Source organism: Marivirga sp., from assembly GCF_051117495.1.
In the GTDB taxonomy this organism is placed as follows: Bacteria; Bacteroidota; Bacteroidia; order Cytophagales; family Cyclobacteriaceae; genus Marivirga.
This window is the reverse complement of record NZ_JBNPEF010000010.1, coordinates 35,931-52,085: the sequence shown is the minus strand read 5'-3', so window position 1 is coordinate 52,085 and position 16,155 is coordinate 35,931. Positions and strand designations below refer to the sequence as shown.

Below are 16,155 nucleotides of genomic sequence, written 5' to 3'. Positions count from 1 at the left end.
AAATAAACGGTAATTAACTTAAATGTTATGCGCTAATTGAGAATCATGGACTTGGATGAATTATATGGATAAAAAAATGCCGGTTTTTAGGCCGGCATTTTTTCTTTATGATTGTTGGATATTAATCTAATTTCACTGCTTTTACCTGATTGGCTTGAACCAATTCGTTAAATGCGGTAACATCATTTTCTAATATTGCTTTTAAAGCATCTAAGTGCTTGTCTATTCTGGCCGTAACCTCTTTTCTGAATTCAATAGCAGATTCTGTGGGTCTGTTATCCCCCATTCCCATTAAACTGTTTAAATGTCCCAATTTATTATTTAATCGAATCGGATAGTTTAAAGGATCCTGGCCGCTACGGTTTTTGGTTTGGTATAAAGCTTCTTCTATTTCCTTCATTTCATCCAAAATGCTTTTCCCCATGTTTTTGATGGTGTCGGCTTCAGCTTTTTTGATGACATCCTCAATTTGTACTCTCGCTTTTCGGATATCTTTTATGGCTAAATTGGTTTCGGAAAGTTTGGCTATTACCCCATTTTGGAAATCAAATTGTGCTTTTAAATCCTCTTGCGTAGCACTAGATCTTGGGTCTTTCACAATTTCAAATTCCTGAGTCTGGCTTTTGCCATTGATAGAAAGTTCAACATCATACATTCCCGGCAGTGCTTTAGGCCCGCTTAATGAAGACCACCATAAAATCATGCCGTCAAAACCTTCCGCATCTGGATATCGCATATTCCAGATTAACTGATTACTTCCTGGTTCAACCGTCAGTTTTTCTTCTTTTGCTTTCTTATCTGGATGAGTACTAAAAGTTGAAATTACTTTACCCGATTTTTCCCTAAAATGAATTTTAACCGTGTCTGCAGAGCTAGTATCTTTCAAATGAAAATAAGTAATCACTCCTGAAGGCATGTTTTCACCTGCAGTCTTAGACTCGTAACTTCTGCCACCAATCCTATATGTTTTCTTGGGTTGGAATAAATAAAAATCATTTTGTTTTACTTCATCGCTTAATTGATGTAAAACAGTTAAGTCATCAATCAACCAAAATCCTCTACCCTGAGTGGCGGCAATTAAATGATTATCTTTAATGGTTAAATCAGTGATGGGGACAATCGGTAAATTTAGTTGGAATTCTTTCCAGCTAGCCCCGTCATCAAATGAAATGTACATTTTGGTTTCTGTTCCCGCATAAAGCAGTCCTTGTTTTTCAGGATCCGCACGAACCACTCTGGTAAAGTGATCATTTTGAATGCCATTTACGATTTTGGTCCAGCTTTTACCATAATCTTTGGTTTTATAAAGATAAGGTTGGTAATCACCATTTTTGTAAGAAGTTGCTGCAATGTAAGCTCCGCCTTTTGTAAATGGGTCAGCTTCTATGCTGTTGATCATGATCCACTCAGGCATATTTTTAGGTGTAACATTCTCCCAGTTTTCACCACCATCTTTGCTTACATGAACCAAACCATCATCAGAACCAGTCCATAATAAACCTTCTTCATAAGGAGATTCTATGGCAGCGAATATTGTACAATAATATTCCACACTAGTATTGTCTTTTGTAATGGGGCCACCTGAAGGGCCTAATTTACTAGGGTCATTTCTGGTTAAATCAGGACTAATAGTTTCCCATTTATGACCTTCATTCGTGGTTACGTGCAAATGGTTGGATGCAGTATATAATTTATTAGGGTCGTGAGGAGAAGTGAAAATCGGGAAATTCCACTGAAAGCGATATTTCATTTCCTCTGCACCATGCCCCATCGGATTATCTGGCCAAACATTAATAGCTCTGATTTCCTCGGAATTATGATTGTATCTAGTTAAAAAGCCATCATAACTTCCGCCATAAACCACATCATTATCTTTTTCATTGATCGCCAAATGGGCACTTTCACCACCAGCTGTCGATTCCCAATCTTGTTCTCCAATCACCGAACCTGTAGTTCTATGGGCTATTCTTACGGTAGAATTATCCTGCTGAGCACCATAAATTCTGAAAGGGAAGTGATTGTCAGTGGTCACTCGATAGAATTGGGCAGTGTTTTGGTTCATATAAGTACTCCAATTCTCCCCACCATCAAAACTTATTTGAGCTCCACCGTCATCCGCTATAATCATTCTTTGGTTATCATTGGGATCAATCCATAAATCATGATGATCACCATGTGGGGCTCTGTGAGAAGTGAAAGTTTTACCACCATCTTTTGATTTATGGTAACTTACATTCACTACATAAACCATGTCTTCATCTTGAGTGTCTGCATAAATTCTAGTGTAGTACCAAGCCCTTTGTCTTAATGATCTATCATCATTGGTTTTTTGCCAGGTTTCACCTGCATCGTCAGAACGGAAAACACCCCCGTTTTCATTTTCAATAATCGCCCATAAACGGTTAGAGTTTTTTGTTGAAACGGTTATGCCTGAAATTCCCCAAATTCCTTTTGGTAATCCTTTATTTTCGGATAATTTTTTCCAAGTCTCCCCGCTATCTGTTGATTTCCAAATATCGGAACCGGGTCCTCCACTGGAAAAATTTGAAGGTGTTCTACGCACATTCCAGGTGGAGGCGTACATGATTCTTGGGTTGTTAGGATCTAGAATTAAATCCACCGCACCAGCTCTATTATTTACAAATAATTTTCTTTGCCAAGTTTTACCACCATCTATTGATTTATAAACACCTCTTTCTTCTGAGTCTTTAAAAATATCACCCATTACGGCTACATATAAAATATCCGGATTTTGAGGGTGAATTCTGATTCTGCTAATGTGGCGACTGTTGTCTAGGCCAATGTGCTCCCAGTTTTTTCCGGCATCCACAGACTTGTACATTCCATATCCGTAAGACATATTTCCACGAAGGGTTTTTTCACCACCCCCAACATAGATCACGTTTGGATCACTTTCCGCAACAGCTACTGCTCCAATTGATCCTCCAAAATGACCGTCTGAGATACTTTCCCAAGTGCTTCCTCCGTCTTTGGTGCGCCAAACCCCGCCACCGGTTGCGCCCATATAATAAAGGTTTGGTTGACCAACAACTCCCGTAACGGCTGCAGACCTTCCGCCTCGAAAGGGGCCAATGCCTCTCCATTCTAAGGCGTCAAAATATTTCTCTTCATAGGATTTTGTGTCCTGAGCTTTTCTTTTTTGGGCTTCCATACCATAAGGAAGCATTAAGAAAATAGCTAGAATTAAATAGTAAAGTCTTTTCATAATAGTATTTGATTTTATGTTGGAATATACCAATGCTTTATTCTAAATCCGAAAATATTTTTATGAATGGTAGCGATATCTCGAATTTATTGAAATTTCAAATTCTCCTTACTTTGTCAAGTTTATATTTATGTTCTTGAATTATCCTAGACTAAATAGATAAACCTTTATAAAAATGGTCCCTTCGCCCGCATTTCCCTCCGCCCGCATTTGTGTCTCCACAAATGCTTTGTAAATAAAGTTGCTGTTTGTGTTATGTAAATTAAATGACTTCACCAATATGATTCAAAACATCAAATTCATCTATGCCATTCTCATAAAATCTAGCAGATGTGTATTTGTATTCTAAAGGACTTTCTGCTAACATCCATTTACCTTTTACAGGTTTATTATGAATATAGTCAAGTTTCTGGAATATTACATTTGGACTGTAAAGTTCTTTTGCCATTGGTTCTTCTTTCCGTAGATTATAATTTCTGTCGTTAAAATTAACTTTAATCTTATTCAAATAGCCAGAATTATAGACTTGTAAATATTTTGTAATCTTATGTCCTGTAAACTTCATAAAACTAGTATGCGGCATTTCTTTACCATTCATGCTGATTAATTCCCATATTAAATGAATATGATTGGGCATAATTACAAAGCCATAAATTTTAATTTTATCATTATTTTTCAAGTACCTAAGACTATCAATAATGATATCCTTTAGTTGGTCATTCTGTAAAATGGGAAGCCAATTTTTTATTGTTGCAGTGTAGAAATATAAATTGTTGAGTTTCATAAGATATGTAGTATTCAACAAAATGATAAAGCTAATAATAATGCTGTTAGATAAGAAAAAAATCATACATCTCCTTGATTTGGTACCTTTCTGAGCTAATAAGTTTTTACAAAATAGTGTGTTGCCTGCATTTGTGTCCCCATTGATCCCTTCGCCCGCATTTGTGTCTCCACAAATGCAATACAGTGAATTCAAAGCAGATAAGTCGAGAATGCTTTCCAAACTATTGAGTTATATTATTCTATCCTCGGTAACGATTGTGGAGACAGAATCGTAGGCATGGCAATTGTTTATTAGTGTCTGTCTTTTCAGGTATTTTGCCTTATTCTATATTTGGTAGCTAAGTTGAATACAATCTTGAGGCTTATTAATTGTTTACATTAGCGCCTGCCTAAAACAGAAAAGTTTCCACAATTTGCCCGCTTCCGTCTGCATTTGTCTCTCCACATATCCCTCCGCCCGCATTTGTCTCTCCACATATCCCTCCGCCCGCATTTGTGTCTCCACAAATGCTTTGTAAATAAAGTTGCTGTTTGTGTTATGTAAATTAAATGACTTCACCAATATGATTCAAAACATCAAATTCATCTATGCCATTCTCATAAAATCTAGCAGATGTGTATTTGTATTCTAAAGGACTTTCTGCTAACATCCATTTACCTTTTACAGGTTTATTATGAATATAGTCAAGTTTCTGGAATATTACATTTGGACTGTAAAGTTCTTTTGCCATTGGTTCTTCTTTCCGTAGATTATAATTTCTGTCGTTAAAATTAACTTTAATCTTATTCAAATAGCCAGAATTATAGACTTGTAAATATTTTGTAATCTTATGTCCTGTAAACTTCATAAAACTAGTATGCGGCATTTCTTTACCATTCATGCTGATTAATTCCCATATTAAATGAATATGATTGGGCATAATTACAAAGCCATAAATTTTAATTTTATCATTATTTTTCAAGTACCTAAGACTATCAATAATGATATCCTTTAGTTGGTCATTCTGTAAAATGGGAAGCCAATTTTTTATTGTTGCAGTGTAGAAATATAAATTGTTGAGTTTCATAAGATATGTAGTATTCAACAAAATGATAAAGCTAATAATAATGCTGTTAGATAAGAAAAAAATCATACATCTCCTTGATTTGGTACCTTTCTGAGCTAATAAGTTTTTACAAAATAGTGTGTTGCCTACATTTGTGTCCCCATTGATCCCTTCGCCCGCATTTGTGTCTCCACAAATGCAATACAGTGAATTCATAGCAGATAAGTCGAGAATGCTTTCCAAACTATTGAGTTATATCATTCTATCTTCGGTATCGATTGTGGAGACACAATCGTGGGCATGGCAATTGTTTATTAGTGTCTGTCTTTTCAGGTATTTTGCCTTATTCTATCTTTGGTAGCTAAGTTGAATACAATCTTGAGGCTTATTAATTGTTTACATTAGCGCCTGCCTAAAACAGAAAAGTTCCCACAATTTGCCCTTCTGCCCGCATTTGTGTCTCCACGAATGCAATACATTGAATTCAAAGCAGATAAGTCGAGAATGCTGTCCATACTATTGAGTTATATCATTCTATCTTCGGTATCGATTGTGGAGACACAATCGTAGGCATGGCAATTGTTTATTAGTGTCTGTCTTTTCAGGTATTTTGCCTTATTCTATATTTGGTAGCTAAGTTGAATACAATCTTGGGGCTTTATTTGTTTTTATTAGCGCCTGCCTAAAACAGAAAAGTTCCCACAATTTGCCCTTCTGCCCGCATTTGTGTCTCCACAAATGCATTACAGAAAATTCATAGCAGATAAGTCGAGAATGCTTTCAATACCATTCAGTTAGATTATTCTATCCTCGGTAAAATGGGGGTTTTATTGAAGTTTAATAATTCAAAAATTAAAGGCTAACTCCTCAAATTTCGCTTAGGGCAAAAAAGTGGGATGGAGGGTAAAATGGCGAGCCGGTGTTGGCATTTGCGGGTCGTAGCATCATTTTACCTAGATTTTCCACATAGTGATGCCTATGGCATTGCATACTTTTTTATCAATGGAAAAAGTATGAAGGAATAAAAAGAATTGGAACACAAAAATTGACAATTTTATGCTTACATGTACCCACTGTGATACCACAAATTAACTAAAAATCGCCTCAAGATCATTATAATAAAACATTAAAACTACCTAGGAGAACAGAAAGTAGAACCATTTAACTGTAGTAGAATAGTATTTGGAAACTCTAAAAGCAATCTCGGAAATTCAGATAATTAAGTTTATCCACTTATGCTTACGTTCAATTATCGGTCATGTATTTATTAGATTTTTTCACGACTATCTGTTTATATAAAATAGTATAATATAAATATTACTTAGGTATCGATTAATAATAAATTAATAATGAGGGACTTAAATATTGTAATTTGCTGATATACAAAAGTATAGGATGGTGAAATGTAATATTGTTATACCTATATATAGGTATTTGCAACTATTTTCGATAAAAAAAATTGTGTTAGTTGAAATATTTATTAATTTAGTGCAAAATCATTCAAAAATAATAATAAAAACAAATGTTTAATTAAATTAAAACAATGACTATGAGAAAACAATTGATGCTTTTATCTGCATTGCTATTGCTTTCGTGTCCTATTTTCGCTCAGGATGAAAGTTCTGAAGAAGAAGGTAGTTCGGGAGGAATGGCTGGGGCAGGAGATCTCCTCTTTGAGGTAACTGGAACTCCCTTTGACGGGAGTAGCTTATTGAACTTTTCTGAGTTTAGGGCACGCTATTTTATTACAGAAGAAATGGCCGTTCGTTTAGGAATGTCAATGAATTTGAACAATAATCAGCAGACACCGGATGTGGTGATAAATGATAGTGAATGGAACTTAATGCCGGGCTTTGAATATCATTTTGTTAATGAAGGTTCATTTCGTTCTTATGCGGCTGCCGATTTAATGATCGGACAAAGAATTGCAAGTCGAAAATCAAGTACTGGCCCTACTGTATTGGGTGCAAATTTTGATCCAAGCTTTTACGATCCAACCAATAGTTTGCCAAATAGAGGCTACACGCAATTTGGTGGTAGGCTTTCTATAGGTGCTGAGTATTTCTTTGGAGAGCGTTTTTATGTTGGAGGTGAAATAGGTTTTCAATATGTAAGGCAAAACAATGTTGAGGTATTCTTAGATGGAGAAAGTTTCCAAGCTCCAACAAGCAGAAGCTTTGGATTCTTGAATACTACTAATGCGCTTAAAATTGGATTTAGATTTTTAACATTTTAAAACTAAAATAGATAAATACAATGGAAAATATAATACTACAAAAAACACGCTACCTCAAAGCACTGATGCTTACGATGCTCGTAGGCTTTTTTGCGTTTGGGGTGAGTGCGCAGACATTTACTGACCCAGGGTCATTTAATGCGGGTCAACCTGCATATGCAGGAGAAGAGGCTGAATTTACTTATGATGCCAATAACGACTGGCCTGCAGGAACAACATTTATCTTATGGGATGATGTCAACACTAATAATAGAATTGATGAAGATGAAACAGTTTTTGGTACCTCTCAAGAAGCAGATGCTGTGGAAACCATCACATTTGATTGGCCTGAAAATGTAACTCGTTTACGTTTTGGAGGTTTTTCAGGTGATACCTTCTTGGCGGATACTGATAATTTTCAAGTTACTAATAATGAACTTACTGTTTTCGGAAGTAATTCTACTGACTATTTCTATTTATTTAGTAGAAATAGTTTACGTCAAGCAACAACTGTAGCCTATGATTTCAATGTAACAGCACCAGTAAGAGTAGATGTAACTCTTTTTACTTTCGTAGCAGTAGATGCAGCCAATCCTGTTGAAGTTTTGTACTCAACTGATGGTTTTGCAACAGCAGGGACAGTTTTAGAAGATATTAATTCTGATACTGAGTTTTTGAATGGTGGAACTTATACCTTTGAATTGCCTCCAGGAGCAAAAACTGCTAACACAAGTATCAGAATAAGACAAGCAGGCAATGTAAATTATGGGACAGGTGAGACTTGGTATTTAGATGATTTAGATGTGACTATTGGGGATGAATATACCTTGATAAACCCACCAGGATTAGGGTATGATCTAGGACAAGCCATTAATATTCCTTTCATTTCAATCACTGATGCCTTGGATGAGACAGATGCCTCTGAAACGGATTTCTATCCAGGTGATGAAGTTACGTTAGTAGCTGACTTGCAAAATGTAGAATTAACGGATTTATCTTTTGTAGCTTCAATCGTAAATAATGATACAGGTGAAGAATACTTATTGGATGGACAAACTACGCCAGTAAAAGATAACGGTACTAAAGAAATTAATATCAATGGAACAATTCCTACTAATATAGAATACTTTACTGATTTAAATGGTTGGGATTTCAAAATTCAGGCCTATGAAGGTTCTGAGCCTTTAATTGGCCTGATTGACGGAGTTGATTTTACTGGAAATACTCCAGTTCCTGCTGACTTCACAAGCACCTCAACAAAAGAACTTTCAACGGGATTGACTTTTGATCAGGCAGGTGAAAGATCTATTTTAACTCGTGAATACAGTATTTCTAGCGTTAATGGTTTATTGAGCATAGACTTAGCAAGAGATAATGATAGAATTAGTCCTCCTAATACTGACATTATTATAGAATATACGACTGATGGTACTTCATTTGAGGAGTTAACATCAGTAGAAATTAATTCTTTGCCTAGAGTTACTTCTGGTAATTTAGATTTCTTAACTGTGGAGTTAGATGTATGGCCTGCTGGTGTAGTTTCTAATTCAACTCAATTTAGAATTAGACAAGAAAGTAATAGTGGGGAGGAACTTGATGCTTGGGTAGTAGGTGATATTAGTATTCTTAACGAAACCAACATAATTCCTAATTCTACTGTTAACTGGGGCTTCAGAGCATTTACTCTACCTGCACCAGCCATAACAATTGATATCATTGAAATAGGTGCCGATGGTCTTGCTTACCCGATGGAGGACTACAGCTTTACTTATACTATTGATGAAGGCGAGTTTCCAGCAAATACTTCTGCTTCATTAATTTTAGACCGTGAGGACGATGGCCTTGATATCGAAACGGATATTATTATTGGTAGTGTAGATGATGTTACTTCGGCTTCAATTGATTTTACTGTACCACCATTGCCAGGAGGTGACTATGACGTTCATTTAGTTAGCCAAAATGGTGTGGATTATGGTTCTCAAACATTATCTATCTATAATAATGAGTTGCAAATTACCAGCATCACATTTGACAATCCTGTTTTAGTCGGAGGAGAAGAGTTTGGAACTCCTGGCTCTGGAATCACAGTAGAATATAGTGTATTGGGTGATGCAGGAAGTGCAGCTGAAATTATGCTCTCTGTTGAAGATGATGATTTTGTCAATGCTGACGAAAGATTTGTGATGATAACCGCTTCAAACACCATCAACGGCACCATTACGGGTACTTTACCTACAAATTTTGCTTATACAGATCCTGCGAATCTTCAGTTATCTTTTGGAAATTCGGGTGTTTTCTCGACCAGCCCTTTTGATCAAACTGTTTTTACAGAATCTTTCGGAGGTTCTAATGAGGCTGATAACAGTATCATAACTTTTGAAGGAAATACGACCTTTAATAATGATACTGAAGCTCTGACTTCTGGTGGAGTACGTGCTATAAACATAGCACCACAATCAATTCCTTATGGTGGTACGATTGACATTGAGTGGGATCTGGATAATTGGGATAATTTTACAAGCCAAGATGTCTTATTACAAGGGTCAATCGATGGAGGTACTACATGGGAAGATATTGATGAGTTAACAATGAGTTTCCCAAGTACATTTTACGAATTTAACCAAGTTGAAATTCCAAACAACCTTTGGAGTGAAAATACTTCCTTAAGAATTATAACTAATCAAACCGGGGAATGGGGTTTTGAAGAAAATGTAATTCAAGCATATTATGCTGAACTTACATCACCAGAGCCATTAAATGGCTTAGAAGCAGAGGAAGAATTCAATATTGTTTTCCCTACATTGTCGGTTGATGATAGTTTTAATCCAGATCCGTCTTATATCGGACAGGAATACACAGTTACTTATAATGCAATCGGATTTCCTGCTGGAACTGAGTTTGCCGCTGTGATAGAGCAAGGTAATGCATACTATGTGGCAGGATCAAGTGCTGAGCAAGGTGCAGGTTCAATTACATTTAATATGCCAGTTGTGTTGCCTTTAGATGAAGATAATCCAAATGACGATTACGATTTATTCATCTACCCTTATCTACCTGCAACAGCTGGCGATATGTATACTGTAGGTCAGACGATTGAGGCAAATATGGAAGAGGATTTCTTAATCAATACAGGAGATAGTGATACAGATGAAGATTATTTCGAAATGTCTCTTGCTGGAGATAGAGAAATCTTGACCAGAGCTTTTGACCTTTCAAATGCAGAGTCTGCCACTATTAGCTTCGACTATTATTTAGATGATGATTTTGAAATTACGGCTAATAAAAATGTGGTACCGAGATTAGAAGTATCGATCGATGGAGGGGCTACTTTCCAAACCATTAATGTGGAGGATTTAGCTCCCGGTGAAATGTCTATGTACGATGAAGGTTTGTTATATGAAGATGACGAATATGACTTTGGTATTGAAATTCCGTCAGAATTCTTGACTGAAGCAACTCATTTCAGATGGTCCCAGCCTTTAAACTTAGGAGATGGTAAACAAGTTTGGGAAGTGGAAAATATCGAAATTGAACTTAATGGTGGTAACGTCTTAAACGAAAATGTTTATGAAGCCTTTGATAACGAGTTTTCTGATATCGATATTAATGACCCTTCATTAGACGATTATACCTGGATGCAAACTGATTTACAAGATGCAGTTTTCAATGGTGAATCTTTCGGTTATTCTTTTGATTTCAGAGATGGCTTAGATGCTACTACTGCTGAACTTTTCCCTGCTGGTACTGAATTTACTTTCTCTTTAGATGTAGAAGATCCGGAAACTGGCGAGAATGTAGTAATTGCTACAGCTTCTACTTTAGGTGTTGGAGAGGCTACTGTTCCAATTTTTGTAAGCAATGGCGCAAAGCAAGTAAATGTAACGGCTGTTGTAGAGATAAATGGAGAAGAATATACCATTTTCGAGAACGCGAATACTGGCAATAGCTTAGAAGTATTTAACCAGGTATTAAATACAACATTCAGCGGTAATGCTAATGAAGTGTATTATGCTGGTAATGAAGTAACCATAGACTATGCATTTGAAAATGATGTAACTTCTGAATCAATCGCTGATTTACAGTATAACCTAATTTTGTTATATGACAGTGACAACGACACATTTGACGAAAGATGGTTACTAGCAGTAGATGAGTCTTTAACTGGAAGCTTTACTGTTGATATGCCTCCATTTGTAAATGGAACTGTTGATTTTGTAGTAGAAGCTAGTGTTGGTGGTCCTTTAGGAACTATAGGCGAAACATTGGAAAATTCAGGAATAGATTTGGATGATGCTCAAAGCTGGCTAAATGAAGAGGTTGCGCTAGAAGATGAAAATAATTTGCCTGGAGGAACACCTGCTGCTGAATTAGATGACGTATCTGGTAGAAGAGTGTTAACCACTACTGATTTAGATTTGGTAGCTGAAAATTCAGCTAGGTTAAGTTTCAATCTAACTGTTAATGATAATGGAAATCAGATTGATGTTAATGACGTTTTAGAAGATCAGCAAATGGTTTTTGAATACTCAACAGATGGTGGTGCAACTTATACTGAGTTGGAGACATTCCTTACTGAAGGTGATCAGGATGGTCTGATACCAAACATGATTTCTAGAAATTATGTATTGGATGGAGATATTTTAACAGCTTCAACAAGGTTCAGATTCAGACAAGAAGAAAGTAGATTTACAGTTTTGATAGACAACATGACGATTTCTGAAGCAGGTGCTGCTCAGATTGACTTTGTAAGCGCTAATGCAAATGGATTCGTACCAGGTATTAGTCCTCAATCAATTCAGATTACTTCTATAGATTCTGACGAAGCTTGTTTAAGTGATGAAGTTACCTTGAACTATGATATCAGAGGTAAGTTTGGTGCGGATAATAAGGTAATGGTTGAATACGGTGATGGAGCAGATTTAAGATCAGATGTAATTAATGTTGCCGCCAACGAGCTTGGATTTTTTAGAGGTCAAAACAGTTTAACTACAGGAAGCTATCCAGTTGAGTTCACCCAAGATAATTCTTTTCAAAGAAGAGTGATAACTGATTATTTTGATATTAGCGGCGGTACTGCTGGTGAAGTAACAATAGATGTATCGACCTTATCCTCTCTAAATGAAGATTTGGAGGTTTATATTGACACTTTTTCATCATTTAGATTTGCTGGCAGTATTAGTTCAGGAGGAGTTGAAACCTTCACTTTGAATGCCAATGAGCTTACCTCTAATACTAGAATTTGGATAGAACAGAACAATGATCCTGCTGAAGGAGAGGATGTCTGGACATTGAATAGTATTCAAATTGATATCTTTGGAGCAGTTTCTCTGGAAGGCTACGAGTTTGATGTAACGGAAGGTTCAGGATCTGTTGCGGTACAATTACCATCTAGTTTATTTGATGATGGCGATAGTAATAAGCAGCTAAGATTTAGGCTAGTAGCGGACGATGATACTTTTGAAGGAATAGATCAGGATTACGAAGTGACTGGTTCCTTCAATGAAGTTCAAGTTGAAGTAGTAGCGCCTATTGATATAAATGCAGACTTCAATTTAGAAGCACAACAGTTATGTGATGTACAAGATGTTATGGCTACTATTGTTTCTCCAAATGATTACTTTACTTATCAAATAGTGGATGCACTTACTGGTGAGGCTATCGGTGATCCTTTAACATATGATCCTGAATTAATGGAGAATGAAATCAATTTAGGTGAGTTAACGGATGAAGTGAGATTAAGCTTACAAGTGACTTCTGCTTCTTCTAGTGGTGAGACTTGTAACACTATCACTTCTACAGTGGAGAAGGTTTTAGATGTTCAACCTAATTATGCTTTATTCATGAGTAATCTGGGAGCCCCTACAATGGTGCAAGCAGAGACTGTCGTTGATCTTTGTTCAAATACTTCTCTTACATTAAGAGCTTCTTATTATGATAATAACGGTGATCGACAAGATGCAGCTGCTGCAGAAATAGAGTGGTTTAGAGATGACTTACAAACGCCTGTAGGATCAAGTGCTACATTGTTTACATTTAATAAAAGCGGTGATTACTTTGCTAGAATTACTGACGGTAACTGTATCTACACTACCGAAAGTATTACAGTAAATGTTGCAGTTCGTCCTGATCAACCAGTAATAACTGTTGAGGGTGATCTAAATTCATGTGATCCAGAAAATACGGTTACATTGTCTGGTCCTGAAGGATTTGCGAACTATGTATGGGAAGAAAATACTAATCAGTTAGCTAGTAATTCAAGAGTAATTACAGTTGATAATGCTGGTACTTACCAATTAAGAGTTTCAAACTCTGATTTAAGTAACTCTTGCGGATTAAGTAATTTTTCTGATCCTGTAGTTGTAAACATACCGTCAAGTGAAGATTATAGTATTGAGATTGCAAATGCTGGATATTCCGGTTGGTCTGTAGTAGCCTCTAATGAGGAGCTTGATGTTTGCGAGTCAGACGAAAGAGCTATCAGAATAGTTAATGCTAATGGTAGCTGGATTGGTACCGGTGCCAATGTTACATGGTTTAAGGATGGTGTTGTGTTTGAGCCTGCAATCGGAACAACTGTGCCATCAGTATCTTATCCTTATATAACGGAAAGCGGAGTTTATTTTGCTGAAATTAGAGGTGAATTTGGCGACTGTGTATTCACTACGGATGAAGTTACTTTTAATGTGTTAGAAACTCCTGATGCTCCAACTCTAACAGCTGATGGCGCATTGAGCTTCTGCGAAGGAGAAGGAACTGTCACCTTAACAGCACCGGAAGGTTTTGATTACTATAGTTGGAGAAAAGGTAGTGCTGTCATAAACTCAACTACAAATGGATTTGCGAATTCTAATGTAATTGAAGTTTCTACTTCTGGTAGCTATACTGTTTCTGTTTCAAACAGTGCTGATGTATGTCAGTCTGCACTTTCAAATCCTATAGTGTTGGATGTTGTAGATGAGCCAGTACTTCCTAATCCTAATTTTGGTGATTTTACACAAGTAAATATATCTTGTGGAGGTGCAGCTGCAGAGTTTGAAATCACAAATGATAATAATGATGCAATGACTTATCAATTGTATAATGGTGAAACTGGAGAAGTTTCTGGTAACCCTATTACTCTTGAAGACGGTCAAACTGGATCAATATTCACAGATGTATTAACTGAGAATGGTATTCCATTCTATGTTGAAGTAATGTATGCAGACGGAACTGGTTGTTCTAATATGGATCCTTCAGCAACTGTTAATGCTGATATAAGAACTATCTCTTTAGAGGTTCAAGGATCTACATTAACGGCTAGCTACTCTCAAACAGGAGTGGCTGATATCAGATGGTATAGAAATGATGTGCTATTAAATAGTGCAAATGGTTCATCTTTAACAATTTCTGATGCTGCTGAATATTCAATTGAAGTAGAGTATGAAAGTGGATGTGTTATCACTGCTAGCTCTGCAGATATTGCAGGTAAAGTATTGGGTAACGAAGATGCGATGGCTATGAAAGTAGTATCTTATCCTAACCCGGCACAAGCTGATGTTACTTTAAATGTGAATAGCCAGTATATGGGTAAACACGAGGTAACAATTACTTCAATGACAGGTCAGGTGATGATGCAGTCAAGCTTCGAGAAATCAGGCTTTGAGGCTGAACATGCTATGGACATTGCAAACCTTGAAGAAGGCATCTACAATGTTCAAATCCGTCATGACGGTTTAACTCAAAATGTAAGAATCATTAAAAAATAAGAATCATGAAAAGATTATTAAATTATATGATGTTCATAGGGATAGCCAGTTTGGCTATCTCCTGTGCCGAGCCAGAAGCAGTGACACCTAATTCAAGTAAAGTTGTAGGAGAATGGGATGTTGTAGATGCTTATGTATCTGGTCAATCTGACTCTCCAAATCTTATCACAAAATTAGTAATTGAAAGAGATGGAAACTTTGTTTACGAAGATAACAATGGTGTATTGACGGTTGGTACTTGGAGTACTTCTGAAACTACTCTTACCTTAACTGGTGAAGGAGAAGGAGCACAAACTATTGAACTCCAAATTGAATTGTTGACTTACTCAAAAGGACATTTTATTCATAATCTCTCAAGCCCATTAATTGGTGAAGTTGAGATAAGATACTTAATGAATAAAATCAATGATGGGTCGCAATACGGAACTACAAATATTTTTGATTAAAAGATTAAATATTTAATTATCAAAACCCTGACAGGCATTGCTTGTCAGGGTTTTTTATGAATTTTGAGTAACAAATTTTGATTCTTCATTTTAAATTAATAAGCTTGCTTCATCAAAGTTAAAATGAAGTCGATAAATCAAACATATCAGTTCCATGAAAATGCAATTGCCCAATTGCATAATGGAATGATTATGACTTCTTTTATTTTTACTACCACAACTATTACAACCCCATTGCGGGGTTAATATTTTCATATCGCCATAAGGCATATTTTGCCGTAAATTCCAATTAATTGACACAATAGGTCAGACGATAGTCAGACCGGATTAAAGTGGTTCTATGCTTCGGTCTGACGGTTAGAACCGTCTGACCGATAAATGAATCTGGCATTATCGCAGAATAGCGATTAGACGGTTTTAACCGTCAAACCGCATTGCACCTTGGAAAACTTGATTTTATTAAACCAATAATCAAAATAAAAAAATGAAAGTATTAAAATTTGGAGTTACTTCCTTGGGAAGCCCTGAGAACATAAAAAAAGTAAAAGCCATAGTGGCCAATAAAATTGACACAATAGGTCAGACGATAGTCAGACCGGATTAAAGTGGTTCTATGCTTCGGTCTGACGGTTAGAACCGTCTGACCGATAAATGAATCTGGCATTATCGCAGAATAGCGATTAGACGGTTT

General features: G+C 36.3%; 6 protein-coding genes. 3 read left to right on the top strand and 3 right to left on the bottom strand.

Features of this window, described 5'->3' with window-relative positions:
* Positions 1–121: 121 nt before the first annotated feature.
* The 3 genes from ACFE0M_RS06250 to ACFE0M_RS06240 form a co-directional block, all read right to left on the bottom strand.
* A complete protein-coding gene (locus ACFE0M_RS06250) occupies positions 122–3,226 on the bottom strand; it encodes a WD40/YVTN/BNR-like repeat-containing protein (RefSeq protein ID WP_434544889.1) in 3,105 nt (1,034 codons plus the stop codon).
* A 262-nt stretch (positions 3,227–3,488) separates the two neighbouring features.
* Positions 3,489–4,010 (bottom strand): transposase, encoded by a 522-nt coding sequence (locus ACFE0M_RS06245; RefSeq protein ID WP_434544888.1) that lies wholly within the window; start codon positions 4,008–4,010, stop codon positions 3,489–3,491.
* 547 nt (positions 4,011–4,557) lie between these two features.
* Positions 4,558–5,079: a transposase gene (locus ACFE0M_RS06240; RefSeq protein WP_434544888.1), complete on the bottom strand. Its 522-nt coding sequence runs from the start codon at positions 5,077–5,079 to the stop codon at positions 4,558–4,560.
* 1,528 nt (positions 5,080–6,607) lie between these two features.
* Here ACFE0M_RS06240 and ACFE0M_RS06235 point away from each other — a divergent pair.
* The 3 genes from ACFE0M_RS06235 to ACFE0M_RS06225 are packed head-to-tail and all read left to right on the top strand — an operon-like array spanning position 6,608 to position 15,464.
* The gene (locus ACFE0M_RS06235) at positions 6,608–7,294 is read left to right on the top strand and encodes an outer membrane beta-barrel protein (RefSeq protein ID WP_434544887.1); all 687 of its coding nucleotides are present in this window, start codon (positions 6,608–6,610) and stop codon (positions 7,292–7,294) included.
* Between the two features lie 20 nt (positions 7,295–7,314).
* Positions 7,315–15,018, top strand: coding sequence for a T9SS type A sorting domain-containing protein (locus ACFE0M_RS06230; protein WP_434544886.1), 7,704 nt, complete (start codon positions 7,315–7,317; stop codon positions 15,016–15,018).
* Positions 15,019–15,023: 5 nt separating this feature from the next.
* Positions 15,024–15,464 (top strand): hypothetical protein, encoded by a 441-nt coding sequence (locus ACFE0M_RS06225; protein WP_434544885.1) that lies wholly within the window; start codon positions 15,024–15,026, stop codon positions 15,462–15,464.
* Positions 15,465–16,155 lie beyond the last annotated feature (691 nt).